This window comes from Bradyrhizobium sp. 61, assembly GCF_023073075.1.
GTDB lineage: Bacteria > Pseudomonadota > Alphaproteobacteria > Rhizobiales > Xanthobacteraceae > Bradyrhizobium > Bradyrhizobium barranii.
Genome location: NZ_JADPIU010000074.1, coordinates 63,779 through 87,764, shown reverse-complemented (window position 1 = coordinate 87,764; position 23,986 = coordinate 63,779). Strand labels below are relative to the sequence as shown.

24 protein-coding genes are annotated in these 23,986 nt (G+C 65.6%); 13 read left to right on the top strand and 11 right to left on the bottom strand.

Annotated elements, in window-relative coordinates:
- Positions 1-97: 97 nt before the first annotated feature.
- The 3 genes from IVB46_RS28235 to IVB46_RS28225 form a co-directional block, all read right to left on the bottom strand.
- Complete coding sequence (locus IVB46_RS28235) at positions 98-1,060, bottom strand: acetyl-CoA carboxylase carboxyltransferase subunit alpha (protein ID WP_063986022.1); 963 nt, start codon at positions 1,058-1,060, stop codon at positions 98-100.
- Positions 1,061-1,333: 273 nt separating this feature from the next.
- Entirely contained in the window at positions 1,334-2,290 is a 957-nt protein-coding gene (gene xerD / locus IVB46_RS28230; protein WP_247316458.1) for a site-specific tyrosine recombinase XerD, read from the bottom strand.
- Between the two features lie 17 nt (positions 2,291-2,307).
- Positions 2,308-2,454: a histidine kinase gene (locus tag IVB46_RS28225; protein WP_085403589.1), complete on the bottom strand. Its 147-nt coding sequence runs from the start codon at positions 2,452-2,454 to the stop codon at positions 2,308-2,310.
- 159 nt (positions 2,455-2,613) lie between these two features.
- Between IVB46_RS28225 and IVB46_RS28220 the strand changes: the two genes are divergently transcribed.
- Genes IVB46_RS28220 through IVB46_RS28210 form a run of 3 tightly spaced genes read left to right on the top strand, consistent with a single transcriptional unit; the run spans position 2,614 to position 5,719 of the window.
- Positions 2,614-3,240 carry a shikimate kinase gene (locus IVB46_RS28220; protein WP_085403588.1) on the top strand — a complete coding sequence of 209 codons (627 nt, stop codon included), beginning with the start codon at positions 2,614-2,616 and terminating at the stop codon, positions 3,238-3,240.
- The gene (gene aroB / locus IVB46_RS28215; RefSeq protein ID WP_247316457.1) at positions 3,237-4,385 is read left to right on the top strand and encodes a 3-dehydroquinate synthase; all 1,149 of its coding nucleotides are present in this window, start codon (positions 3,237-3,239) and stop codon (positions 4,383-4,385) included. The genes IVB46_RS28220 and aroB overlap by 4 nt, the downstream gene beginning before the upstream one ends.
- A 29-nt stretch (positions 4,386-4,414) precedes the next feature.
- The gene (locus tag IVB46_RS28210) at positions 4,415-5,719 is read left to right on the top strand and encodes an HlyC/CorC family transporter (RefSeq protein ID WP_071908474.1); all 1,305 of its coding nucleotides are present in this window, start codon (positions 4,415-4,417) and stop codon (positions 5,717-5,719) included.
- A 141-nt stretch (positions 5,720-5,860) separates the two neighbouring features.
- Here the strand turns inward: IVB46_RS28210 and IVB46_RS28205 are convergent, their stop codons facing one another.
- A complete protein-coding gene (locus tag IVB46_RS28205) occupies positions 5,861-6,136 on the bottom strand; it encodes a BolA family protein (protein ID WP_028149466.1) in 276 nt (91 codons plus the stop codon).
- 158 nt (positions 6,137-6,294) lie between these two features.
- Here IVB46_RS28205 and IVB46_RS28200 point away from each other — a divergent pair, with 158 nt between their 5' ends.
- A complete protein-coding gene (locus IVB46_RS28200) occupies positions 6,295-6,927 on the top strand; it encodes a DnaJ domain-containing protein (RefSeq protein ID WP_014490400.1) in 633 nt (210 codons plus the stop codon).
- Here the strand turns inward: IVB46_RS28200 and IVB46_RS28195 are convergent.
- Together IVB46_RS28195 and IVB46_RS28190 are read right to left on the bottom strand one after the other, a co-directional pair.
- A complete protein-coding gene (locus IVB46_RS28195; protein WP_247343908.1) occupies positions 6,924-7,970 on the bottom strand; it encodes a sensor histidine kinase in 1,047 nt (348 codons plus the stop codon). The two genes, IVB46_RS28200 and IVB46_RS28195, sit on opposite strands and share 4 nt — an antisense overlap.
- Before the next feature lie 184 nt (positions 7,971-8,154).
- Positions 8,155-9,258, bottom strand: a complete 1,104-nt coding sequence (locus IVB46_RS28190; RefSeq protein WP_247316453.1) for a citrate synthase/methylcitrate synthase — start codon at positions 9,256-9,258, stop codon at positions 8,155-8,157.
- Positions 9,259-9,337: 79 nt separating this feature from the next.
- Between IVB46_RS28190 and IVB46_RS28185 the strand changes: the two genes are divergently transcribed.
- Entirely contained in the window at positions 9,338-10,549 is a 1,212-nt protein-coding gene (locus tag IVB46_RS28185; RefSeq protein WP_247316451.1) for a citrate synthase family protein, read from the top strand.
- Between the two features lie 65 nt (positions 10,550-10,614).
- Here IVB46_RS28185 and IVB46_RS28180 read toward each other — a convergent pair whose 3' ends face one another.
- On the bottom strand, positions 10,615-11,274 hold the full coding sequence (locus IVB46_RS28180; RefSeq protein ID WP_247316449.1) for a DedA family protein: 660 nt from the start codon (positions 11,272-11,274) through the stop codon (positions 10,615-10,617).
- A 296-nt stretch (positions 11,275-11,570) separates the two neighbouring features.
- On the opposite strand from IVB46_RS28180, the gene cobS reads away from it, so the two are divergent.
- From cobS to IVB46_RS28145, 7 genes are all read left to right on the top strand, one after another.
- On the top strand, positions 11,571-12,569 hold the full coding sequence (gene cobS, locus IVB46_RS28175) for a cobaltochelatase subunit CobS (protein WP_063980631.1): 999 nt from the start codon (positions 11,571-11,573) through the stop codon (positions 12,567-12,569).
- Between the two features lie 3 nt (positions 12,570-12,572).
- Positions 12,573-12,983 carry a GNAT family N-acetyltransferase gene (locus IVB46_RS28170; protein WP_028149462.1) on the top strand — a complete coding sequence of 137 codons (411 nt, stop codon included), beginning with the start codon at positions 12,573-12,575 and terminating at the stop codon, positions 12,981-12,983.
- The gene (gene cobT, locus IVB46_RS28165) at positions 12,980-14,887 is read left to right on the top strand and encodes a cobaltochelatase subunit CobT (RefSeq protein WP_014490393.1); all 1,908 of its coding nucleotides are present in this window, start codon (positions 12,980-12,982) and stop codon (positions 14,885-14,887) included. Before IVB46_RS28170 ends, cobT begins: the two co-directional genes overlap by 4 nt.
- Complete coding sequence (locus IVB46_RS28160) at positions 14,884-15,954, top strand: esterase-like activity of phytase family protein (protein WP_247316448.1); 1,071 nt, start codon at positions 14,884-14,886, stop codon at positions 15,952-15,954. The genes cobT and IVB46_RS28160 overlap by 4 nt, the downstream gene beginning before the upstream one ends.
- Positions 15,955-15,985: 31 nt before the next feature.
- Positions 15,986-16,681 carry a hypothetical protein gene (locus IVB46_RS28155; protein ID WP_247316447.1) on the top strand — a complete coding sequence of 232 codons (696 nt, stop codon included), beginning with the start codon at positions 15,986-15,988 and terminating at the stop codon, positions 16,679-16,681.
- 286 nt (positions 16,682-16,967) lie between these two features.
- Positions 16,968-18,080, top strand: a complete 1,113-nt coding sequence (locus IVB46_RS28150; protein ID WP_247316446.1) for an NADH:flavin oxidoreductase/NADH oxidase — start codon at positions 16,968-16,970, stop codon at positions 18,078-18,080.
- A gap of 325 nt (positions 18,081-18,405) precedes the next feature.
- Positions 18,406-18,813 carry a hypothetical protein gene (locus IVB46_RS28145; RefSeq protein ID WP_063980635.1) on the top strand — a complete coding sequence of 136 codons (408 nt, stop codon included), beginning with the start codon at positions 18,406-18,408 and terminating at the stop codon, positions 18,811-18,813.
- 57 nt (positions 18,814-18,870) lie between these two features.
- On the opposite strand, the gene IVB46_RS28140 is transcribed toward IVB46_RS28145, so the two are convergent.
- A complete protein-coding gene (locus IVB46_RS28140; RefSeq protein ID WP_247316445.1) occupies positions 18,871-19,116 on the bottom strand; it encodes a PilZ domain-containing protein in 246 nt (81 codons plus the stop codon).
- A gap of 339 nt (positions 19,117-19,455) precedes the next feature.
- Positions 19,456-20,796: a DUF2235 domain-containing protein gene (locus tag IVB46_RS28135; RefSeq protein WP_247316444.1), complete on the bottom strand. Its 1,341-nt coding sequence runs from the start codon at positions 20,794-20,796 to the stop codon at positions 19,456-19,458.
- A gap of 165 nt (positions 20,797-20,961) precedes the next feature.
- Here IVB46_RS28135 and IVB46_RS28130 point away from each other — a divergent pair, with 165 nt between their 5' ends.
- Complete coding sequence (locus IVB46_RS28130; protein WP_247316443.1) at positions 20,962-21,621, top strand: hypothetical protein; 660 nt, start codon at positions 20,962-20,964, stop codon at positions 21,619-21,621.
- Positions 21,622-21,910: 289 nt separating this feature from the next.
- Here the strand turns inward: IVB46_RS28130 and ftsZ are convergent, their stop codons facing one another.
- Positions 21,911-23,173: a cell division protein FtsZ gene (gene ftsZ, locus IVB46_RS28125; RefSeq protein WP_346016144.1), complete on the bottom strand. Its 1,263-nt coding sequence runs from the start codon at positions 23,171-23,173 to the stop codon at positions 21,911-21,913.
- A gap of 50 nt (positions 23,174-23,223) precedes the next feature.
- Complete coding sequence (locus IVB46_RS28120; RefSeq protein ID WP_247316441.1) at positions 23,224-23,748, bottom strand: hypothetical protein; 525 nt, start codon at positions 23,746-23,748, stop codon at positions 23,224-23,226.
- Between the last annotated feature and the right edge of the window lie 238 nt (positions 23,749-23,986).

Below are 23,986 nucleotides of genomic sequence, written 5' to 3'. Positions count from 1 at the left end.
CAAAGCGAAGCGTGCCCACCATTCTCTGCCGTCCGACCGGCTGGTGGGCACGGCGCTTCGCGCCTTTGCCCACCCTACGGCACTGAAAACGACCGAATCAGCCCAGTTTCCGACCGATATCGAGGAATTTCTGCCGCCGCTGCTTGCGGATGGTGTCGCCGTCCAGGCCGCGGAGCTCGTCAAAGGCCTTGGCGATGGCATCGCCCGTGGTGGCGATCATGGCGGTGGGGTCGCGGTGGGCGCCGCCGACCGGCTCCTTCAAGATGCTGTCGATCACCCCGAAGCGCAGCATGTCCTGCGCGGTGATCTTCATGTTGTTGGCGGCTTCCTGCGCCTTGGAGCCGTCGCGCCACAGGATCGAGGAGGCGGCCTCGGGCGAGATCACGCTGTAGATCGCGTGCTCCAGCATCAGGACCCTGTTGGCGGTGGTGATGGCGATGGCGCCGCCCGACATGCCCTCGCCGGTGATGATGGCGACGTTGGGCACGGTCAGCGCCATGCAGGCATCGGTCGAGCGTGCGATCGCCTCGGCCTGGCCGCGCTCTTCGGCGCCGATGCCGGGATAAGCGCCGGCGGAATCGGCGAGCGACAGCACGGGCAGGCCGAACCGCTCGGCCATCTCCATCAGCCGCACGCATTTGCGATAGCCCTCGGGCCGCGCCATGCCGAAATTGTGCCGGATGCGACTCTCGGTGGAATCGCCCTTTTCCTGGCCCATCACGCAGATGGCCTCACCGCGGAAGCGGCCGAAGCCGGCAACCAGCGCCTCGTCCTCGCCGAACTTGCGGTCGCCGGCGAGCGGAGTGAATTCGGTGATCAGGCCCTTGATGAAGTCGTTGAAATGCGGCCGCTGCGGATGCCGCGCGACCAGCGTCTTCTGCCACGGCGTCAGGTTCAGATAGAGGTCGGCCAGCGCCTGCGCCGCCTTGTCCTCGATCTTCCCGATTTCCTCGGAGATATCGGTGCCCGAGGCCGCAAGCGTCCGCAGCTCGTCAACCTTGGAGTCGAGCTCGGCGACCGGCTTTTCGAAGTCGAGATAGCTGCGCATGTGATCTGGCATCAACTCAATATAGCGAGGACGGGGCGGGGCGTCGAAGCAGGTTTGGACCGGCGGAAAGAAATGTAGCTTCTTCAATGAGTTGGCTTGTGTGCTTGGAAGCAGCCCGCCAAATCATGCGTGAGGCCACGGCTCTTTCTGCGGAGATGTGGCCGAAGTCAAGGCGGTTTCATGGGTTGCCTGTAGCCCGGATGGAGCGAAGCGCAATCCGGGAAGGTCTTTCCGCGAGGCGGGCGGCCCCGGATTTCGCTGCGCTCCATCCGGGCTACAAGAGAACTATTTCTCCGCCAGCGGGTGCAGGTCGCGCACCAGGCTCTTCAGGCGCTCCTCGACCACATGGGTATAGATCTGGGTCGTGGAGATGTCGGTGTGGCCGAGCAGGGTCTGCACGATGCGCAAATCCGCGCCGTTGTGCAGGAGGTGGCTGGCAAAGGCGTGGCGTAGCACATGCGGGGAGACCAGCCGGGCCTGCAGCCCCGAGGCGATAGCAAGCTCTTTCAGGTCGCGGGCGAAATGCTGCCGCGTCAGATGCCCGCTCTCGCCGAACGACGGGAACAGCCATTTCGAGGCGGCCACGCTGTTCTTCTTGTCGGCTTTTGCCGCTTCCGTCGCCGCGAGATAATCGGCCATCGCCTGCCGTGAGGCCTCGTTGAGCGGCACCAGGCGTTCCTTGTTGCCCTTACCGCGCACCACGATCATGCGGGCGTCGCGTTTTGCCGCGGAGCGCGGCAGCGCCACCAGCTCGGAGACGCGCAGGCCGGTGGCGTAGAGCACCTCGAGCAGGCAATAGAGCCGCAACGCCCGCAGCCGTTTCGAGGGCGAAGCGTCCTCCGCCTCGCTCAATTCCTTGGCGCGGCCGAGCATGCGGTCGACATCCGCGATCGACAGCACCTTCGGCAGGCCGCGGCCGCGCTTGGGGCCGGACAGGATCGCCGCGGGATCCTCGGTGCGGATGCGCTCGTTCAGGAGAAAGCGGTAGAGATGCCGCATCGCCGACAGCCGCCGCGCGACGCTGGTGGACTTGAAGCCGCGGCTGTCGAGATCGGCGAGATAATCGCGCAGGATCTGGGTCTCGGCGTCGGCAAAGCTGTGCCCGACGCGGCCTAAAAATTCCGAGAAATCGGTGAGGTCGCGGCGGTAGGCGTCGAGCGTATTGGGGCCGGCGCCCTGTTCCGCCGCGAGCATGTCGAGGAACAGGCCGGTGAGCTTGCTGTCTGAGGGCTGTACGCGCATGCCCTGGAGGCTAGCTCCTATTTCTTGAGAAACTTATCCGGCGAGATCGTCACCGTCATTTCCCGCGACTTCGGGCTCACGAAGTTCGCCAGCGCGAAGACCACGCCATAGACGATGCCGGCGAGCACGGCGACGACCGTCAGGAAGCGGAACAGGCTGGGCATCGGGCAAGATCTCGGCGAGGGTCTCAGGCGTCCAAATTAACCAATGAAATCATCCAACATGTTCGCCGTTTCGTGGCAAGAGTCCTCTGGCGAGGGCCCCGAGGGGGTCGTATAGGTGGCCAAAGCATGCCGCCTCCGGCGGCAGATCGAGCGAGACCCATGCCCGACGCCGCGTTGCCGATACAAGCTGCCCCTGAGGCCGACATCCTGTCGGCGCTCGGGACGCGCTCGATCGTGCTCGTCGGCATGATGGGGGTGGGCAAATCCACCATCGGCCGCCGCATGGCGGCCCGGCTCAAGCTGCCCTTCGTTGACGCCGACACCGAGATCGAGGTCGCTCATGCCGGCATGACCATACCGGAGATTTTCGAGCGCCATGGCGAGCCGTATTTCCGGGATGGCGAGGCGCGGGTGATCGCGCGCCTGCTCGACGGCGAGCCGATCGTGCTGGCGACCGGTGGCGGTGCCTTCATGCGCGAGGAGACGCGCAATCGCATTGCGGCCAAGGCGGTCTCGATCTGGCTCAAGGCCGACCCTGACGTCATCATGCGCCGGGTGCGCCGCCGCGCCGACCGCCCACTGCTCCAGACCGCCGATCCCGAAGGAACCGTGACGCGCCTCCTCACCGAGCGCGAGCCGATCTATCGCCATGCCGACCTCACCATCGCCTCGCGCGACGTGCCGCACGACAAGATCGTCGAGGAATGCATCGAGACGCTGCGCGCCCATCTCCGCGGCGAACAAGCCGCCCAATCACCTGCCGACGTTGCGAGTGCCGTACGATGACTGCGCCGTTGAAACATTCAGATCCTGTCAACGTCGACGTCGCGCTCGGCGATCGCGCCTATGACATCGTCATCGGCCGCGGCGTGCTGGCCTCGCTCGGCGAACGGGTCGCGCGCTTGCGGCCCGGCGTGCGTACGGCAATCGTCACCGATCGCACTGTCGCAAAACACTGGCTCGAGCCGACCGAAGCGTCGCTCGCTTCCGCCGGCATTCCGACCTCGCGCATCGTGGTCGAGGAAGGCGAGACCTCGAAAACCTATGCCGGCCTCGAAAAAGTCAGCGAAGCCCTGATCGCCGCGAAGATCGAGCGCAACGATCTCGTCATCGCGCTCGGCGGCGGCGTGGTCGGCGATCTCGCCGGCTTTGCGGCCGCGATCCTGCGCCGCGGCGTCGATTTCGTGCAGGTGCCGACCTCGCTGCTGGCGCAGGTCGATTCCTCTGTCGGCGGCAAGACCGGCATCAACTCGCCGCAGGGCAAGAATCTGCTCGGCGCCTTCCACCAGCCCCTGCTCGTCATTGCCGACACCGCTGTGCTCGACACGCTGTCGCCGCGGCAGTTCCGCGCCGGCTATGCCGAGGTCGCCAAATATGGCGTGCTCGGCGACGAAGCCTTCTTCACCTGGCTGGAGAAGAACCATTCCGATATCTTCAAAGGCGGCTCCGCGCGCGAGCACGCGATCGCGACCTCGTGCCGCGCCAAGGCCGGCGTCGTCTCGCGCGATGAGCGCGAGACCGGCGAGCGCGCGCTGCTCAATCTCGGCCATACCTTCGGTCACGCGCTGGAAGCCGCGACCGGTTTCTCCGATCGTCTCTTCCATGGCGAGGGTGTTTCGATCGGCATGACGCTGGCGGCGCAGTTCTCGGCGAAGCTTGGCATGATCGGCGAGGCCGATGCCGCGCGCGTCGAGCGTCACCTCATCGACGCAGGCCTGCCGACGCGCCTGCAGGACATCGCCGGTTTCGCGCAGGAAGGGCTTGCCGACGCCGACGCGCTGATGGCGTTGATGGCGCAGGACAAGAAGGTCAAGCGCGGCAAGCTCACCTTCATCCTGCTGGAGGCGGTCGGGCGTGCCGTGATCGCGAAGGACGTCGAGCCGGCGCCGGTGCGCGATTTCCTCAAAGAGAAGCTCGCGCAGAAGGCTTGATGCGCGGCTAACCGGTTTTTGAGTGGTGCATGGACTGGCTCGGATTCACCATCGTCATTCTCTGCCTGCTCGTCTCGGGCTTCTTCGCCGCGAGCGAGACCGCGCTGACCGGCGCCTCGCGCGCCAGCATGCTGCGGCTCTCCAAGCAGGGTAACCACGACGCCGACGTCGTCTCGCAGCTGCTCGACATGCGCGAGCGCCTGATCGGCGCGCTGCTGCTCGGCAACAACATCGCCAACATCAGCGCGTCCGCGCTCGCCACCAGCATCTTCACGGCCTGGTTCGGCGATGTCGGCGTGCTCTATGCCACCGGCGTGATGACGGCGCTGGTCGTGATCTTCGCGGAGGTGCTGCCGAAGACCATTGCGATCAACGCGCCCGACCGCATGGCGCTTGCGGTTGCCCGCCCGATGCGGCTGACGATGTATGTGCTGGGACCGTTGCTGCGGATCGTCGAGGTCATCGTCCGTCTGCTGATGCGCTTGTTTGGTTTGGCCGGCGAGCACCAGGCGATCCTGTCGCCGACCGAGCGCCTGCGCGGCGCGGTCGACCTGCTGCACCACGAGGGCAAGGTCGAGAAGCAGGACCGCGACATGCTCGGCGGCCTGCTCGATCTGCGCGAGTTGCAGGTCTCCGACGTCATGATCCACCGCACTGAGATGATGATGATCAATGCCGACCTGCCGCCGGAGGAACTGGTGCGCGAGGTGCTGGCGACCGAGTACACCCGCATTCCGCTGTGGCGCGAGAAGCCGGAAAACATCATCGGCGTGCTTCACGCCAAGGATTTGTTGCGCGCGATCCGCGCCGCGGACGGCGATACCTCGCGCATTGACGTCTCCACCATCGCGCTTCCGCCCTGGTTCGTGCCGGAGATGCGCCCGGTCTCCGAGCAGCTCAAGGCGTTCCGGCGCCGAAAAACCCATTTCGCCCTCGTTGTCGACGAGTACGGCGAGGTTGAAGGTCTCGTGACGCTGGAAGATATTTTGGAAGAGATCGTCGGCGACATCTCCGACGAGCACGACGTCGTGGTCGCCGGCGTGCGCGCCCAGCCGGACGGCTCGGTCGTGGTCGACGGCTCGGTGCCGATCCGCGATCTCAACCGCGCCATGGACTGGCACCTGCCCGACGAAGAGGCAACGACGGTCGCCGGCCTCGTCATTCACGAGGCGCGCTCGATCCCCGACCGCGGCCAGAGTTTCACGTTCCACGGTTTCCGTTTCCGCGTCCTCCGCCGCGAGCGCAACCGCATCACCGCGCTCCGTATTTCACCGGTGCCGCGTGACGCGGAGATGGAGGAAGCCAAGCCCAGGCGGGCCGGGACGTCGTTTTGACGCACGGTGTCATCGTCCGCCTTGTGCGCAGTTGCGCACTGGGGCGGACGATCCAGTACGCCGCGGCCTATCGATTGAATCTCGCCAGCAGCGTTTACTGGATGCCCCGCCTTCGCGGGGCATGACAGCCGAATTGGCGAGCTAGGTCCCGCCTTCCCCCGGCGCCTGCGCGTGGATCGCGAGCGCGTGCACGCTGCCGGCAAGTTCCGCGGCCAGCGCCGAATTTATCATGCGGTGGCGATCGACCCGGCTCTTCCCTTTGAAGGCCTGAGACACAATATAAACGCGAAAGTGTGTCTCGCCGCTCGGTCGATGGCCGGCGTGGCCCTCATGCAAATGTGACTCGTCGACGACCTGCAGGCTTTCCGGCGTGAAAGCTTCCCGCAACTTGTTGCTGATAGTGTCTTTCATAACCATGAGTGCCATTAAAGCGCGCAGCCGCACTCCGTCAATTGCATAGGCCGCCTGCGGCGGCCGTACCTCGAAGACGCCGGAGTGAAACTTCGGCTGCGGGTTCCCAGCTAATTGCAATGTCAAGACTTGAAGGTTTTTGCATTGCGTAGTCAAAGTCAGTCATGCCGATCGATTCATCAAAGTTCTTCGACTCCATCCGGGTCAAGCCGAAAGGCAAGCAGCCGGAAGTGAAGCCGCGCGACGCCGTGGTCAACTGCGAATGGGCCGGGTGTCAGAACAAGGGTGCGCACCGTGCGCCGAAGGGCCGCGAGAACCAGCGCGAGTACTGGCACTTCTGCTTGAACCACGTGCGCGAGTACAACCAGAACTACAATTTCTTCTCCGGCATGAATGCCGATGCCGTCGCGCGCTACCAGAAGGATGCGCTGACCGGTCACCGCCCGACCTGGAAGATGGGCGCCAATGGCGGCAAGAAGGGCGCGGAAGCCGAGATCGACATGGCGTCCGATCCGTTCAGCATGTTCAGTGAGATCAACGGCCGCGCCGGCTGGCGGAAGGGTCCGCAGGCCGAGCCCAAGGCCGAGACGCGCAAGGTGATGAACGCCGAGCGAAAGGCGCTCCAGGTCATGGGCCTCGGCCCCGATTCCACGCTCGCCGACGTCAAGAGCAAGTACAAGGCGCTGGTCAAGCAGCACCACCCCGACGCCAACGGCGGCGACCGGTCGACCGAAGATCGCCTGATCGAGATCATCAAGGCCTACAATTATCTGAAGACGGTGGTCCGCGAGGCCTAGGCTACGCCTTCTGGGAAGGACAGTTCGCAAACCAGTCCTTCCGGCCTCCACTGCCGGGTAATGGTTCCGCGCAAGGTCCGGATGATGCCGTCGACCGCGCCGATTCCAAAACCCTTGCGCGTCGGCGCCTCGTTGACCCGAGGACCGCCGCTCTCCGACCAGTGCAGCACGAGAGGCTCCGCGCCATTGGTCTCCCAGCTGATCTCCAACCTGCCCGAAGAGCTCGACAGCGCGCCATACTTGGCGGCGTTGGTGGCCAGCTCATGCAGCGCGACGGCGATCGACTGGGCCAGCGTGGGCGGCAGGCGGACGTCGTCTCCCGCGATCCTGATCCGCTCGCCGTCCCCGCTTGCGTACGGCCGGAGTTCCTCTTCGACGATGGTCTTCAGATTCGCGCCGGTCCAACGCGAAGCCGAGAACAGCCTCTGCACGTTGGCAAGCGCGCTGAGCCGGCCTGCAAACACGGTCTGGAACTCTTCCGCGGTATCCGCCTTCGTCAGCCGCAGCATCGCCTGAGCCACCGCGAGCAGGTTGTTGGAACGGTGATCGACCTCGGAGGTGAGGAGCATCATCCTCTGCTCGGCCTCCTTGCGAGCCGTGATGTCGACCAGCATGTTCACCGCACCAACCAACCGGCCGCGTTCGTCGCGCAGCGGCGTCGGATATGGCATGAAGCAGATCCGGGAGCCGTCCGGCCGCTCGGCCACGGCCTCGACATCGCGCACTGGCCGGTTCTGCTTGAGCGCGATTGCCATCGGGCATTCATCGTGGGGAAGCGCCGTGCCGTCGGGCAGATAGAGCTTCCAGGTCACGCACCACATCTCGCCGATCTTCGGCATGCGTCCGGCAAAATCGATGCAGGCGCGATTGAAGAAGGTGATGCAGCCTTCCGCATCGGTTGTGTAGATCGCGGCCGGCAGAGCCTGCAGCAAGTCGCGGAATCGTCTTTCAGAATCCGTGCCGGCCTCGGTCCGGTTGGCGGCATAGCCTGCGGCGATCTCGCCGATCCTGGCCTCGTCCGCTTGTCCAAACAGGTCCAGCATTGGAATCTTGATCCGAGGGGGCTCACGGCTAAGTCCCCAGACCCAAAGATGTTCCAAAGTCGTCGCCCGGACCGTGCGCGCGTTCCCGCAATTACGATCTCGCGCGACGGCTCTGCCGTGTCATCGTGCGTCCGGGCGAGGCACGACAGCGGAGTGAACGGCCCGGCTGTCGTGCCCTTCTGCTCTATTCGCCGGAAGCCTTCGGCATTTCCCCCACATATGACGAACTCGGCCGGATCAACCGCCCCGTCCGCTGTTGCTCGCGCGCATGGGCGGTCCATCCCGCTGCGCGCGCCACGGCGAAGATCGGCGTGAAGGCCTGGCGCGGAATGGCGAGAGCATCGAGCAGAATCGCCGTGAAGAACTCCACGTTCGTCTCCAGCGGCCGGTCCGGATTCTTCTTGCGCAGCGCGCTGCGGATATAGGCCTCGACCTCGCCGGCAAAGGGCAGGTCGGCGCCATCCGCCGAAAGCCGCTCGATCGCGGCCTTGAGCACGTCGGCGCGCGGATCGCGCACGCGATAGACGCGATGGCCAAAGCCCATCAGCCGCTCGCCGCGGGCGAGGGCCGCATCGACCCATGGCTTGATGCGTTCGCTGGAGCCGATCGCATCGAGCATTTCGAGCACCGGCTCCGGCGCGCCGCCGTGCAAGGGGCCGGTCAGCGCGCAGTATCCGGCGGTGACGGCGGCAAACAGATCGGCCTGGGTGGATGCCACCACGCGGGTGGTGAAGGTCGACGCGTTCATGCCGTGGTCGCAGACCGTGACGAGATAGGCGTCCAGCGCCGCGACCTCGCGCGGCTCCGGTGAGGCGCCGCGCAGCATCCGCAGCGTATCGGCGGCATGGCTCGCATTCGGATCGGGCGCGACTGGCTCGAGCCCCTTGGCGCGCCGGACCAGCGCGCCTGCGATCACCGGAAACGCGCCGACGATCGTCGCCTCATGTTCCAGCCCGTTCTCCGCGCGCAGGCCCGCGACCGCTGCACGGAACCCGTCGACGATGCCCATGCCGCGTGTCGCCGGCAACAGCTCCGGCAACCGCGCGAACGCACGCTCGCGCGCCGCGCCCAGGCTCGCCCGCACATTGGCTTCGCTCAGCGTGGTCTTGCTCGCGCCATTCCAGAGCCGGGCGGTGACGCCCTCGAAGCTCGACTGGCTTGCAAGGGTGCCGACATGCTCGCCGGCGATGATCAACTCGCCGCGCTCGCCGTCGACATGGCTCAGCACGGTCTCGGCCGCGGGAACGCCGTCCAGCCCGATCTGGCTTTTGGTGAGGTGGATGTTCATGACCCAATCTCCTTTGCACTGCACCAGGAGAAAATCAGGCCTCTCGACAGATTGATCAATCTTGATTACATAAATCAATATGAATAATTCCGAGGAACTCTATCTGTCGGCCCGGGAAGCCGCGGCCGAGCTCGCGATCTCGCCGGCCACGCTCTACGCCTATGTCAGTCGTGGCCTGATCCGCTCCGAGCCGACGCCGGATTCGCGCAAGAACCGCTATCGGGCGGAGGACGTCCGCGCCCTCAAGGAGCGCCGGGTGCCGTCGCCGGAGCCGCGCGGCCTGCGCAGCTTCGATGCCGACCTGCCTGTCATGGACACGGAGATCTCGACGATCACCGAGGAGGGCGCGATCTACCGCGGCGTCAATTGCGTCGATCTCGCTGAGAACGACACGCTGGAGCACACGGCGACGCTGCTGTGGGACGTCTCCGACGTCGATCCCTTCACGCCGGACAATCAGCCCCAGATCTCCGACGAGATGCGCGCGATCGCGGAGGCCGCGCGCCGCGCCGCGCCGATCGACCGTGCCATCGCAGTGCTGGCGCTCGCGACCAGCGCGGACGCGCGTGCGTTCACCCGCGCGCCCGACGGCCGCGCGATGGTCGGCGGGCGCATTGTCCGCCTCCTGGTTGCGACCATGCTCAACGCCGAGCCATCATCCCAGCCGCTGCACCAGCAGATCGCGAAGGCCTGGGCGCCCGACAACAAGCACGCGCCAGACCTCATCCGCCGCGCGCTGGTGCTGCTCGCCGATCACGAATTGAACGCCTCGACCTTCACCGCGCGCTGCGCGGCATCGACCGGCCTCAACCTCTATGACTCCGTCATCGCCGGCCTCGCCGCGTTGAAAGGGCCGAAACATGGTGGCGCCGGCGTGCTGGCCTCGCAGCTCGTCAAGGCGCTGGTCGATCGCGATGTCGCCCCGATGGTTCGCGAGCGCGTCGCCCTGGGTGAGCGCTTTGCCGGCTTCGGCCACGGCGTCTACAAGCGCGGCGATCCCCGCGCGCAGTCGCTGCTGAACGCGCTGGCGCGAGCCGGTGCGCCGCGCAAATTCACGCGCGAAGTGCCGGAGCGGATCGTCGAGGCGACCGGCGAGCTCGTCAATATCGACTACGCGCTCGCCGTCCTCGTGCACGCGCTACGCCTGCCCTTAGGCAGCGAGCTCGCGCTGTTCGCGATGGCCCGCAGCGTCGGCTGGATCGCGCACGCCAGCGAGCAACTACAGTTCGGCAAGCTGATCCGCCCGCGGGCGCGCTATGTCGGACCGGCGCCGGGAAGAAGGGCTAGTTAGAATCTCTCTGCGAGCGCGTCGTCCCCCGGTGTCGTCCCTGCGTTCGCAGGGACGACACCGGCGCACTAAGCCCGCGGCTTGGACGTCGCGACGAGGCCGTTCTGCCGGCGGCGGTAGTACCAGATGCCAAGGCCGCCGATGATCGCCACGGCCACCACCATCAAGATCCAGATGTGCTTGAACGGATGCCCATGGTGCGGCACGCCGAAATATTGGTGGAAGGCCGATACCGCCAGCACGCCCGGCAGCACATGCGCGGGAGCCCAGACCAGGATCGCCGGGATATTCACGGCATAAAACTTCGCGGGGGGCATCCCCAGTGCGCCGGCGGTGACGGGCACGAAGGCGCGGATCGGCGGCACGAAACGGGCGAAGAATACGGCCCAGGTGCCGAAGCGGTGGAAGAAGCTTTCGCTCTCGGCAACCACCCGCGGATAGTTGGTCAGCGGCCAGGTGTTGAGGATCTCGCGCTGCCGCCGGTGCCCGATCCAGTAGGCCGAGCCGTCGCCCAGCACGGCGCCGATTGCCGCCGCCAGCAGCACCCATTGCAGCTTCAATTCCCCGCCTGGAACCAGCGCGCTCAGCGCCAGAATGATGGTCGAGCCGGGGATCACCGATCCCACCACCGGAACGGCTTCGAGCAGCGCCGCCAGGAACAGGGTCAGATAGGCCAGCCACGCATGGGCCGAAACGAAGGATATGAGGGGATCGAGAAAGGACGTCACGTCGTCTTTCGTGGGGGCTGGAGCAACGGGGTTCGGACCCTACATAAGTAGGTGCACGCGGTAAAAGTGCCATTCGCGTGGGCAGGCCACGCCTCCCGCCCGAAATTCGAGCGTGATTCGCAAGGCAGCCCTCCAAAAATCGCGTTCCTTGCCTATCTAAATGAAAAGACAATGGAACTTTGATTGGGGCGCGGGCTTCTGCCGGCACGTTGTCTCTGATAAGTTCGCAACCGCACCCAGCCGCAGCCAACGTGCAAATAACTGGTCTCGGGATCGCCCGGGGCCTCGGAGGATTGATGACGACCGCCGCTCTGTCCAAAGTTGAGGAAATTTCCGGTCTGCCCGACATGAAGGTGTCGGTGCGCCAGGTGTTCGGGATCGACAGCGATCTCGAAGTCCCGGCCTATTCCGAAGTCGATCCTCATGTGCCCGAAGTCGATTCCGACTACCGCTTCGATCGCGCCACCACGCTCGCCATTCTCGCCGGCTTTGCCCGCAATCGCCGCGTGATGGTGACCGGCTATCACGGCACCGGTAAATCCACCCATATCGAGCAGGTCGCCGCGCGCCTGAACTGGCCCTGCGTGCGCGTCAACCTCGACAGCCACATCAGCCGTATCGACCTCGTCGGCAAGGACTCCATCGTGGTCCGCGACGGCAAGCAGGTCACCGAATTCCGCGACGGCATTTTGCCCTGGGCGCTCCAGCACAACATCGCGCTGGTGTTCGACGAATACGACGCCGGCCGTCCCGACGTGATGTTCGTGATCCAGCGCGTGCTGGAAGTCTCCGGACGCCTGACGCTGCTCGACCAGAACAAGGTGATCAAGCCGCATCCGGCCTTCCGCATGTTTTCGACCGCCAACACGGTCGGCCTCGGCGACACCTCGGGCCTCTATCACGGCACCCAGCAGATCAACCAGGGCCAGATGGACCGCTGGTCGATCGTCACCACGCTGAACTATCTCGCCCATGACGAGGAAGTGGAGATCGTGCTGGCCAAGGCCAAGCACTATCGCACGCAGGAAGGCCGCGACATCGTCAACAAGATGGTCCGCCTTGCCGATCTCACCCGTAACGCCTTCGCCAATGGCGATCTGTCGACGGTGATGAGCCCGCGCACGGTGATCACCTGGGCCGAGAACGCTGATATCTTCGGCGATATCGGCTTCGCGTTCCGGGTCACCTTCCTCAACAAGTGCGACGAGCTCGAGCGTCCCCTGGTCGCCGAGTTCTACCAGCGCTGCTTCAACGCGGAGCTGCCGGAATCGGCGGTCAACGTGGCGCTCAGCTAGACCATGCCAAACATCACCGTCGAGCGCACCATTGGGACCACCAAGAAGGCTGTGCTCGCCGGGCTCGGCGCCTATAACGACGAGCAGTTCGGGAAGCAGAAGGTCAGGAGCATCGCGGTCTCGCTGAAAGACCGCGGCAAGATCGTCGGCGGCATCGTCGGACACCTCTGGGCCACGGTTCTGTTCATCCAGTACTTCTGGATCGACCAGAAGCAGCGCGGCAAGGGTCTTGGCACGAAGCTGATCGCGGCGATCGAGGACGAGGCAAGACGGCAGGGCGCGATCCAGGCCCATGTCGACACGATGAGTTTCCAGGCGCCGGGCTTCTATCGTTCCTGCGGGTACGAGGAGTTCGGCACCCTCAAGGGCTATCCCGGCGGCGTGACGCGCCACTCGTTTACGAAGTCGCTATGAGCACATCATCATCCAACTCCAAATTCCGTAACACCAAGGAAGCCCCGACCGAGCCGTTCAAGCGCTCGGTGGCCTCCTGCCTGAAGGCGATCGCGAAGTCGCCCGAACTCGAGGTCAGTTTTGCGGCCGAGCGCCCCGGTTTGGCGCCGGGCAAAGCGCGGCTGCCGGAGCCGGCGCGAAAAATGACAAAACGTGACGCTGCGATCGTGCGCGGCCACGCCGACTCCATCGCGCTCAAGATCGCCTGTCACGATGCAAAGTTGCATCGCAAGCTGATGCCCGGCAATCCGCAGGCGCGCGGCGTGTTCGAGGCGGTCGAGCAGGCCCGCGTCGAGGCGATCGGCGCGCGCCGCATGGCGGGCGTTGCGAAAAACCTCAGCGCGATGCTGGACGACCACTTCCATCGCGGCAAGTTCGACGAAATCACCGACCGTGCCGATGCGCCGCTGGCGGATGCGCTGGCGATGCTGGTGCGCGAGCGCCTGACCGGCATGGCGCCGCCCACGGCGGCGAAGAAGATGGTCGATCTCTGGCGGCCCATTCTCGAGGACAAGATCGGCAAGCGGCTCGACCGGCTCGATGGCCTGGTCGAGGACCAGACCAGGTTCGGCGACGCCGTGCATGACCTGTTGACCGCGCTCGAGCTCGGCGACGAGCGCAGCGCCGACAGCGAAGACAACGACGACGATGAGGAAAACCGCGACGGCGACAACGACCAGTCCGGCGCCGAAGGCTCGCCCGATTCCGACGCCGCGCAGGAGATGAGCGCCGACCAGGCGCAGGCTTCCAGCGAGGAGATGAGCGAGAGCGCAATGGAAAGCGCGCAGGCCTCGACCTCCGACACGTTCGACGACGGCGAGCTCGGCGACGACGAGACGCCGGGCGAGGCGACGCGTCCGAACGCGCACGGCAAGAACGAGCCGCGCGGGCCGGAATATCATGCCTTCGCGCCGAAATTCGACGAGGTCATCGCCGCCGAAGACCTCTGCGACCATGACGAGCTGGAGCGCCTGCGCGCCTATCTCGACAAGCAGCTCGCGCATCTGCAGGGCATCGTCGCGCGCCTCGCCAACCGCCTTCAGAGACGCTTGATGGCGCAGCAGAACCGCGCCTGGGACTTCGATCTCGAAGAGGGCATTCTGGATCCCGCGCGGCTATCGCGCGTGGTGACCGATCCTTATCACCCGCTGTCCTTCATGCACGAGAAGGAGGCGACGTTCCGCGACACCGTCGTGACGCTGCTGCTCGACAATTCCGGCTCGATGCGCGGACGCCCGATCACGGTCGCCGCGACCTGCGCCGACATCCTGGCGCGCACGCTGGAGCGTTGCGGCGTCAAGGTCGAGATCCTCGGCTTCACCACGCGCGCCTGGAAGGGCGGGCAATCGCGCGAGGCGTGGCTTGCCGCCGGCAAGCCGGCCAATCCCGGCCGCCTCAACGATCTCCGCCACATCATCTACAAGTCCGCCGACGCACCCTGGCGCCGCGCGCGGAAGAATCTCGGCCTGATGATGCGCGAGGGTCTGCTGAAGGAGAACATCGACGGCGAGGCGCTGGACTGGGCGCACAAGCGCCTGCTCGGCCGGCCCGAGCAGCGCAAGATCCTGATGATGATCTCCGATGGTGCGCCGGTCGACGATTCCACGCTGTCGGTCAATCCCGGCAACTATCTCGAGCGGCATCTGCGCCACATCATCGAGGAGATCGAGACCCGCTCGCCGGTTGAGCTGATCGCGATCGGCATCGGCCATGACGTGACGCGCTACTATCGCCGCGCGGTGACGATCGTGGATGCCGAAGAGCTCGGCGGCGCCATCACCGAGAAGCTCGCCGAGCTGTTCAGCGAGACCAACACCGCGCCCACGCATCAGGCCGGTCGCCCGCGACGCAAATTGCATTCGTGAGCGCGCAATCGTCCCGCCGCAGCTTTCTTGGCCACGCGGCGGCGGGATTTTCCACTCTCGCACTCTCCCGACTGGCGCAGGCGCAGCCGACGACCGAGCCGCCGCCGCGCACCGCGCAGATCGAGCACGCCGTCACCGAGCCGGTCAGCGTCGAGGTGAACGCGCGGCCGATTCCCAATTTCGAGCCGCGCGACCGCTCGCGCGTGCGCTTCGGTCAGCTGCAATATCGCAGCGGCCTGGTGCTGACCTCGCCCTATCGCGGCTTCGGCGGCCTGTCCGCCATCCGGCTCGATGCGAAGGGCGAGCGCTTCCTCGCGATCTCCGACCAGGGCGGCTGGTTCACCGGCAGCATCCGCTATTCCGGCGGCAAGATGATCGGGCTCGACGATGTCGAGGCGTCCCCGATGCTCAATTCCGAGGGCCGGCCGATCACGGAGAAGCGGTTCTGGTACGACACCGAGTCGCTCGCGCGCGACGGCAATGTCGTTTACGTCGGGCTCGAACGCGTCAACCAGGTCCTGCGCTTCGATTTCGCGAAAGGCGGCACGCGCGCCCGCGGCGAGGTGTTGCCGACGCCGCCCGCCGTGCGGAAGCTGCCCTCCAACAAGGGGCTCGAAGCGATGGTCGTCGTGCCGAAAGGCCAGCCGCTCGCGGGCACCCTGATCGCCTTCTCCGAGCGCGGGCTGGATACCGACGGCAATCTGGTCGCGTTCCTGATCGGCGGTCCGTCGCCCAGCCAGTTCAGCGTCCGCCGCACCGAAAAATTCGACATCAGCGATGCCGTGCTGCTGCCGTCCGGCGAGCTTCTCATCCTCGAACGCAAATTCTCCTGGTTCACCGGCATCAACATCCGCATCCGGTCGATCCCCCTGAAATCCATCGCGCCCAACGCGCTGGTCGACGGCCCTGCGCTGTTCGCCGCCGATCTCGGCCACGAGGTCGACAACATGGAAGGCATCGACGCCCACGTCACGCCCGAGGGCGAGACCGTTCTGACGCTGGTGTCGGACGACAATTTCTCGATGCTCCAGCGCACGCTGCTGCTGCAGTTCACGCTGGTGGAGTGAACGTTCGCCCGCCCTTCTCCGACAAACCGTCATGCCCTGCCGCGCCATCCTCGCCCTCATTTTCACGCTCGCCGCGCTGTCGCCGGCCTTTGCCACGGCCGAGCATCGGTATGGAAAGAACGAATACGCCATCATCCAGGGCGGCCGTGCGCCGAATGGGAAGCTGTCCGTCGCAGCCCATGGCGGCGGCGAGTCCGGGAGCGAAGGCTTTCGCATCTACCTGATGGCTGAGCCCGGCCATCGTCGGCTGATGACGCTCGACAATGTCGACGACGACAACATTCTGGACTCGGCGCCGGATGCCTTCCACGCCGCCTGGTCGCAGGATTCGCGCACCGTCGCGGTCTCGTTCCGCAGCGAGCGCCATATCGTCACGCTGAATCTCTACGCCATCGACGGCGGCCGCGCGCGGCTGGTCGCCGGGCCGGATCTGTTCCGCGACGTGACCGGCCGCAGCGTCGACATCAAGACCGACGGCGACATGCGCACATCCGTGCCCGCGCTGACATGGCAGGCGCCGCGCCGTTTTCACCTCACCGAGTACCGCGTGTTCGTGCTCGACGACACCGCGCTCGCCGACAAGCTCGGGCCGCTCGGCAAGGCCAGCAAGCGCGACGGCGGCGGCAACACGATCCAGTTCTCGGCCGAAGCCGACGGCGAGCTGTTGCCCGACGGCCGCATCCGCATGGGCAAGCCCGTGCCGGGCAGGTTCGAGGAGTTGGAGTAGGCCGGCTGTCGTCCCTGCGAACGCAGGGACCCATACCGCGTGATCTACCGATTGCGGGTGGTGCTAATCCTGAACGACCAATCCTCGCCAAACTCCTCCCTGGGGTTATGGGTCCCTGCTTTCGCAGGGACGACTGCGGAGATCGCGGCACGATCCCGTGATCATATGACGCGCGCAATGCATGGCGCCGCGGGCGGGCATGTCCGCCGCGCAGCTGGCAATTCGCCGTAGGGCTACTAAACTTCATGCAATCGCTTCCATTCCTCCATCCCCCGGAACTCCCCGCATGAGCGCCCTGTTTTCCCCGATCAAGCTGCGCGGCCTGACGCTGAAGAACCGCGTCGTGGTGTCGCCGATGTGCCAGTATTCGGCCGACGACGGCGTCGCCACCGACTGGCACTTCACCCACATCAACAACCTCGCGCTGTCGGGCGCGTCGATGTTCTGCATCGAGGCGACCCATGTCGAGGCGATCGGGCGCATCACGCCGGGCTGTCTCGGGCTCTATAGCGACGCCTGCGAGGCCGCGCTGAAGCAGATCCTCTCCTCCGTGCGCAAGCATTCCTCGACGGCCATCGCGATGCAGCTCGCCCATGCCGGCCGCAAGGCCTCCAGCGCGCGGCCCTGGGACGGCGGCCAGCTCATTCCGCAGAGCGAAGGCGGCTGGCAGACGGTGGCGCCGTCGGCGCTGCCGCACAAGGAAGGCGAGGCCGCGCCGCTGGCGCTCGATGCCGCGGGCCTGAAGCGCATCCGCGAGGCCTTCGTCGACAGCGCCAAGCGCGCTGCCCGGCTCGGCATCGACGCGATCGAGCTGCACGGCGCGCACGGCTATCTCATGCATCAGTTCCTGTCGCCGATCTCCAACAAGCGCACCGACGAATATGGCGGCTCGCTCGAGAACCGCATGCGCTTTCCGCTCGAGATCTACGACGCGGTGCGCGCGGTCTTCCCGCACGACAAGCCGGTCGGCATGCGGGTGTCGTCGACCGACTGGGTCGAGGGTGGCTGGGATCTGGCGCAGACCATCACGTTCGCAAACGCGCTGAAGGCGCGCGGCGTCGACTGGATCGATGCCTCCTCCGGCGGCGTCTCGCCGCTGCAGAAGATTCCGCTCGGCCCCGGCTATCAGGTGCAGTTTGCCGAGGCCATCAAGCGCGAGACCGGATTGCCGACCATCGCCGTCGGCCTGATCACCGAAGCCAAGCACGCCGAGGAGATCGTGGCATCCGGCAAGGCCGACATGGTCGCGCTCGGCCGCAGCCTGCTCTACGATCCCCGCTGGGGCTGGCACGCCGCGGCCGAACTCGGCGGCGAAGTCGAAGCCCCGCCGCAATACTGGCGCTCGCAGCCGTCGACGCAAAAGGCGCTGTTCGGCAAGACCACGTTCGGGGCAAGGTAGGGCGCGAGCGGGCGCTGCACTCACAACTGTCGTCCCTGCCTAGTGCGCAATTGCGCACGGGACGCAGGGACCCATACCGCGTGATCTCACGATAATGCGCGGTATGAGTTGCCACGGCACAACTTAAAGTCTCCGCCAAATCTCTCCCGTGGTGATGGATCCCGGATCTGCGCTTCGCTTGTCCGGGACGACAGCGGTGGGGGCAGCGCGGGCCATCGTGCCCTCACTATCCCGCGCCCTCACGCATCCGTAACCCTCCTCACCTTCCACGCACCGCAAAACTGGCCTACCCTCTCGCGCACCCAGCTCCTCAGGGAGGCCCGCCATGCGGTTTCGTGTTCGCAAGACTGCCCACGTGTTCGAGCGCGTGGGTCTCGCGATGGCAGGCGCGGCGTGCGGGCTGTTCGTCGGCGCCTATGTGGGATCTTCGATCGCCCCGCTCACCACGCAGGGCTTCCTGCTGCTGATGATGCTGCTCGGCTTCGTCGGCTTCTATCTCGGCATCGACACGCCGCAGCTGCCCTTCGACGACGCGCACAGCGCCATCGACGCCGCGGAATTCCTCAGCGCCGCCGGCACGCTCTGCGCCACGCTGACCGCGCTCGCCTCCGTCGGCGTCATCGTGCTCCGCCTCGAGCCGCACCTGGCGTGGACCTGGCTCGCTTTGTTCGGCTGGATCGCCGGCGTCGCCATGCAGATCGTCGCCGGCACGAAAGCCAGGATGCGGGCGTAGCTTTCTTTCTTACCCTCCCCCTCCAGGGGAGGGTAAGCAAGCGGCTCGCTATTCTCCCTAAAACACCACGCCGATCCGCGAGCCGCGCTTCCAGGCGATGCGGCAGCGCTTCTTGGTGTTGACGTGGAGCAGCTCGAACCTGTCGGGGATATTCACCTGTCCGCCGAGATCGACGCAGGCGCCGCCGGGCGAATAGTCGATCAGCGTGCAGGGAATCACCGGCGCGCGCGGGTCGGTGATGATCTTGGCCTGGCGGGACACCAGCCCGGCAGGTTTCACGCGGGCATGTCGGCGCGGATGCATTGGCACTCTCCTCCAATTCCGCGGACGGCGCGGGTGGTCTTGAGCGGCATGATGGAAAAGAGTTGATGCGATCCGACTAAGGGCGGCCTGAGAATTTTAATGAAAAGTAGCAGCGAACGCAGAAAGCGCCGGTAGCGGGGTGGGGCGGTCTCCATCTCCACTGTCGTCCCTGCGAAAGCAGGGACCCATACCGCGTGATCTGTCGGTTGGCGGCGGTGGGCGTACCGAGCCACTGGTCCGCGCCAAACCGCTCCCTGTGGTTATGGGTCCCTGCGTTCGCAGGGACGACAGCTGAACATGTGGCGCGCTCTCGCCTCCAATGACGAGCTTGCAGCGCCATTACGCCGTCACGATCTCATCAGCCTCAGCACTAGCCTCCGCATGGGGCCTCACCGGCATCGGCACGGTCACATAATCCTTCGGCAAGTTCACCGGCCGGTAGCCCGGCTCCACGGCCATCCGCTTCAGCACGCTCTCGTGCACATGCGCGCCTTCGGGGATCACGCGCGGCTCGCAATCGGGGATGTAGAAGCCCAGAAAAACCTTTCGCTCCGGCCATTCCTTGTATTTCGCGCTCTTCGGCAGATATTCCAGCACGCGCCAGAGCGCCGTCATCGAATTGTGCAGCTCGCCCACCTTGCCGGTGTAGGCAGGCTCGACATACTGGAACGGCGAGTTCTTGCGCTGGATGCCCCAGGCGAGCTGGTTCACGGTGCGCGGGTTGAAGTTCAGCCCGGCCTTCGCGGCCTCCTCGATCATCCAGATCAGCGGATATTTGGACTCGCCGCTCTCGATTTCCGGATAGCCGCCGCCGACGTCGCAATGCACGCCGGCGAACCACACCTGCATGATGTCCTGCGGCACCTTCTTCTCGTCGGGCACATAGCGGTTACTCCAATATTCCTGCGGCTCCTTGTACGCCTTGAGGCGGAACATGCAGCGCCGCTCGTCGATCGCGATCGCCTGCCGGAAGATTTTGACGCTCGGATTGCGCAGCGTGAAGGCGAGCTCCTCCAGGCTGAACACGAAGAAGAAATTGTCGCGCCGCGGCACGATCACGCTCGCCACCGTGTCCCAGACGCCGATGAAGTGGATGGTCGGCCAGCGCGTCGAGGTGATGCGCGCGAACTGGGCTGCGAGGTCGAATTCGTCCTTCGGCAGCGGCCCGCTCTCGTCGAAGGCGACATCCTTGAGGTCCTCGATGTCGTTGCCGCGCCCGGTGCCGGAATATTGCTTGTAGGCGACGAGGCCCGAGCCTGCGAGGTTCGCCTGCTCCGGCGAGATCAGCCCGATCTTGTGGATCAGCCCCGCCAGCACCCGCACGGTATAGGCGCCGCGCGAGAAGCCGAACAGATAGATGCGGTCGCCCGGCGCATAATGCTCGACCAGGAAGCAATAGGCCGAGAGCACGTTGTCATCGAGCCCGTAGCCGGTGGCGAGCCCCAGCACCAGATTGACGTTGGCCTTGAGCCGGTGCCACGTCGAAGGCTCCGTCACCGTGCCGACGCCGGGATCGTAAAACACCATCTGCCGCGGCTTCGTCTTGTCGGTCTTGCGCAGGCAGCGATAGAGCTTCAGGACGTTGGAGATGTTCTCCGAGATCTCGTTGCCGGTGCCGTCGCAGCAGATGACGAGGTTTTTCGGCTCGGTTTTGGGTTTGTGCTGGTCGTCGTGCTCCACGGTATGCCCCTCCCGGTGATGCTACCGGGGCGAGTATAGCGAAAATGGATGGCAGCGAGGAGACGAAGTCGGCGGCGGCGGCATGGTGCCCCATTGCCCCATCATCTGTTGACATTAACCACCTGTTAACCATGTCGTCGCCTAATGTGGACGGTGGGGGTCACCATGTCGGCCCATATGACGCGACCGAAATTGATGCCTGTTTTGGCCCATCCAGCCTTTCATGCGCTGATCGGGCCGGCGGTTCGCGTTACGGCTGTCCTACGGAGCAAAGCCATGTTCGGGAAGGACGATCTAGTGGACAATCTCAGCCGCGATCTCGATCGTGCGCGCCTGCGCCGCGATGCACTCGCATCCGAAGCCACGACTCTCACGGCTCAGATCGCCGAAATCGAAGCCCGCCTTTCGGAAGAGAAGACCAGGCGGGAACGTGATCGCGTCTTGGCCGAGATCGAAGCGATAAGAACGCGAATCAAACAAGCCGCCGGCGCGTTCGCACCGGTCGTCGACGGTCTCTCCAGGGCGATCGAGTCGGCCTCGGCCGTCGTGCCCGAGGCTCGCGAGCTCAACAGTTTCATCGTGTCGGTGGCGACCGAAATCGACAGCGTGCTCGATCCCCTGATGCGCGAACTGGATCAGCGCGCGGATGCGGTGCGGGCAGGGCAGGCCGTGCTGGACCTCCCGCGTTCGGCCAATGAAGCACCGCCCATCGAGCCGCCAAAAGACGGCAACGATCGCCTGCTTCGCTTCCCGGCATGGCTGTCTCGCGACAAGGAGCCGGAAAAAAGGGAAACGGCGGAGACCCCGCGCAGCACGGCAGCGTGAAGCCGCGCGCGCTGTGTAGATCGCAATCTCGCCTGCGGCCATCCTTCGAGACGCCCGCCTACGGCGGGCCCTCAGGATGAGGACGGAGTGCGCGGCGAGATAACATACCCTCATATCGCAGTGGTCGGCACAGCCAGCGCCACGAACTCGTCATGCCCGGGCTTGTCCCGGGCATCCACGTTCTCCGTGCCTTGGGAAAGGTCGTGGATGGCCGGGACAAGCCCGGCCATGACGATGTAGAGGACGATTGTCCCGCGCCTGACAGATAATTTCCGGCTCTCGCGACCGCTCAGTTGGCGGAGCGGCGCAGGAAGGCCGGGATGTCGAGAAGGTCTTCGTCGGCTATATTGCGCGGAGAGGTGCGGCCGTAGGGATCGAGCGGCTGAGGAGCCGCGCGGCGCGCATATTCCGGATCGGGCCTTGCCGGTTGCACTGCGGGTCGGCCGGCCGCCGGGCGGAGCGGCGGGCTTTCCACCTGCGGAAGCGGCGCACTGCGCTGCTCGATGCGATCGGCGATGCGGCGGCTGTCGTCGCGCAGCCTGCCGGCGAGCTGCGTGAGTGCGGTTTCCACCGGCGCCGCCAGCTGCGCCGGGTCGACATTGTCGATTCCGGTCGCCACCACCGAGACGCGGACGATGCCTTCGAGGCTTTCGTCGAACGACGCGCCGACGATGATGTTGGCGTCCGGGTCGGCCTCGTCGCGAATGCGGGTCGCGGCTTCGTCGACTTCGTACAGCATGAGATCCTTGCCGCCGGTGATGGAGATGATGAGGCCGCTGGCGCGCTTGATCGAGGGGTTCTCGATCAACGGATTGGAAATGGCCGCCACGGCGGCGGCGAGCACGCGTTTCTCGCCGGAAGCCTCGCCCCGTCCCATCATGGCCTTGCCCTTCTCCCGCATCACGGAGAGAACGTCGGCAAAATCGAGATTGATCAGGCCTTCCTTGACGATGAGGTCGCTGATGCAGGCCACGCCCGAATAGAGCACCTGGTCGGCAAGGGCGAAGGCATCGGCGAACGTGGTCTTCGCGCTGGCCACCCGGAACAGGTTCTGGTTCGGGATGATCAGCAGGGTGTCGACCGTCTTCAGCAGCTCCTCGATGCCGGCTTCGGCAAAGCGCATGCGGCGCTGGCCCTCGAAATAGAATGGCTTGGTGACCACGCCGATCGTGAGGATGCCGAGCTCGCGCGCGGTCCTGGCGATGATGGGGGCGGCCCCGGTGCCGGTGCCGCCGCCCATGCCGGCCGTCACGAACACCATGTGCGCGCCGGTCAACTGATCGCGGATCGTATCGATGACCTCCTCGGCTGCGGCGCGTCCGAGTTCAGGCTGCGAGCCGGCGCCGAGGCCTGCGGTCACCTGGGTGCCCAGCTGGATCAGGCGCGGCGCCTTCGACATCGCAAGCGCCTGCGCGTCGGTATTGGCGACGACGAAGTCGACCCCCTGCAGCCCGGATGTGATCATGTTGTTGACGGCATTGCCGCCGGCGCCGCCGACTCCGAACACGACAATGCGCGCCTTCATCTCGTGAATATCGGTCATGCCAGTCATTCTGTCCTCGCGATTGCTCCGGCAGGCCGGGATGGAGAAGGGTTCGAGTGCTATCTGCGAGCCGCGCGGTCTGCGCCCACGATGGCCGCGGCCAGATGTCCCAATCGACGCGCGGCTCCCGCGGTCGTGCCGCCAGCCTGGCGACCGGTCCGTAAGTCCGCCACTTCGTCTTCCAGTCGTGCCGCCCACGCATTGGCTGCCGCAGTCTCGGCGGCCGCCTGAAGCAGCTCGACGGCCAGGCGATCGGCGCGCTCGCGCTCACGCTCGAAAACTAACCTGGCGCCGGCTGCGAGGGCTTCGAGCCGCGCGATCTCCGCCTTGAATGCCTCGATCTTGAATGCCTCGATCTTGAAGGCCTCGATCTCAGCCATGGGGGCAGCGATGGGGGCTGCCTTGCGGCCAATTCGTGGGCGGGGCGTGTAGCGGAGCTCGGCGAGATCGACGCTCACCAGGGCCTTGCCGTCCTCCGACCGCGAGCGCGGCAAACGGCGACGTCTCGCCAGGGCACGCGCGGCCTCGCGCGAGATATTGAGGCGGGCACTGAGATCGGCATACGTCAACAACGCAACGCACATCGGCGCTTCTCCTGGAGCAAACCGGGAAGGCATTTCGAGCTAATGATGGCTGGACGATTGCCGCAGGCTAGGCTGCGTTGGTTAACGGACGGTTAACGCGCGCGGCTGTGTCTTGCCCGTCTTGCGCAGGCAGCGATCGAGCTTCAGGGCGTTGGAGATGTTCCCGGAGATCTCGTTGCCGGTGCTGTCACAGCAGATGACGAGGTTTCTTTGGCTCGGGTTTGGGGTCGGGCTTGTG

Excerpts from the sequence above, each read along its gene's own strand:
- IVB46_RS28235 (WP_063986022.1), bottom strand. The coding sequence starts at position 1,060 with ATGCCAGATCACATGCGCAGCTATCTCGACTTCGAAAAGCCGGTCGCC.
- xerD (WP_247316458.1), bottom strand. The coding sequence starts at position 2,290 with ATGCGCGTACAGCCCTCAGACAGCAAGCTCACCGGCCTGTTCCTCGAC.
- IVB46_RS28225 (WP_085403589.1), bottom strand. The coding sequence starts at position 2,454 with ATGCCCAGCCTGTTCCGCTTCCTGACGGTCGTCGCCGTGCTCGCCGGC.
- IVB46_RS28220 (WP_085403588.1), top strand. The coding sequence starts at position 2,614 with ATGCCCGACGCCGCGTTGCCGATACAAGCTGCCCCTGAGGCCGACATC.
- aroB (WP_247316457.1), top strand. The coding sequence starts at position 3,237 with ATGACTGCGCCGTTGAAACATTCAGATCCTGTCAACGTCGACGTCGCG.
- IVB46_RS28210 (WP_071908474.1), top strand. The coding sequence starts at position 4,415 with ATGGACTGGCTCGGATTCACCATCGTCATTCTCTGCCTGCTCGTCTCG.
- IVB46_RS28205 (WP_028149466.1), bottom strand. The coding sequence starts at position 6,136 with ATGGTTATGAAAGACACTATCAGCAACAAGTTGCGGGAAGCTTTCACG.
- IVB46_RS28200 (WP_014490400.1), top strand. The coding sequence starts at position 6,295 with ATGCCGATCGATTCATCAAAGTTCTTCGACTCCATCCGGGTCAAGCCG.
- IVB46_RS28195 (WP_247343908.1), bottom strand. The coding sequence starts at position 7,970 with ATGCTGGACCTGTTTGGACAAGCGGACGAGGCCAGGATCGGCGAGATC.
- IVB46_RS28190 (WP_247316453.1), bottom strand. The coding sequence starts at position 9,258 with ATGAACATCCACCTCACCAAAAGCCAGATCGGGCTGGACGGCGTTCCC.
- IVB46_RS28185 (WP_247316451.1), top strand. The coding sequence starts at position 9,338 with ATGAATAATTCCGAGGAACTCTATCTGTCGGCCCGGGAAGCCGCGGCC.
- cobS (WP_063980631.1), top strand. The coding sequence starts at position 11,571 with ATGACGACCGCCGCTCTGTCCAAAGTTGAGGAAATTTCCGGTCTGCCC.
- IVB46_RS28170 (WP_028149462.1), top strand. The coding sequence starts at position 12,573 with ATGCCAAACATCACCGTCGAGCGCACCATTGGGACCACCAAGAAGGCT.
- cobT (WP_014490393.1), top strand. The coding sequence starts at position 12,980 with ATGAGCACATCATCATCCAACTCCAAATTCCGTAACACCAAGGAAGCC.
- IVB46_RS28155 (WP_247316447.1), top strand. The coding sequence starts at position 15,986 with ATGCCCTGCCGCGCCATCCTCGCCCTCATTTTCACGCTCGCCGCGCTG.
- IVB46_RS28150 (WP_247316446.1), top strand. The coding sequence starts at position 16,968 with ATGAGCGCCCTGTTTTCCCCGATCAAGCTGCGCGGCCTGACGCTGAAG.
- IVB46_RS28145 (WP_063980635.1), top strand. The coding sequence starts at position 18,406 with ATGCGGTTTCGTGTTCGCAAGACTGCCCACGTGTTCGAGCGCGTGGGT.
- IVB46_RS28140 (WP_247316445.1), bottom strand. The coding sequence starts at position 19,116 with ATGCATCCGCGCCGACATGCCCGCGTGAAACCTGCCGGGCTGGTGTCC.
- IVB46_RS28130 (WP_247316443.1), top strand. The coding sequence starts at position 20,962 with ATGTCGGCCCATATGACGCGACCGAAATTGATGCCTGTTTTGGCCCAT.
- ftsZ (WP_346016144.1), bottom strand. The coding sequence starts at position 23,173 with ATGACTGGCATGACCGATATTCACGAGATGAAGGCGCGCATTGTCGTG.
- IVB46_RS28120 (WP_247316441.1), bottom strand. The coding sequence starts at position 23,748 with ATGTGCGTTGCGTTGTTGACGTATGCCGATCTCAGTGCCCGCCTCAAT.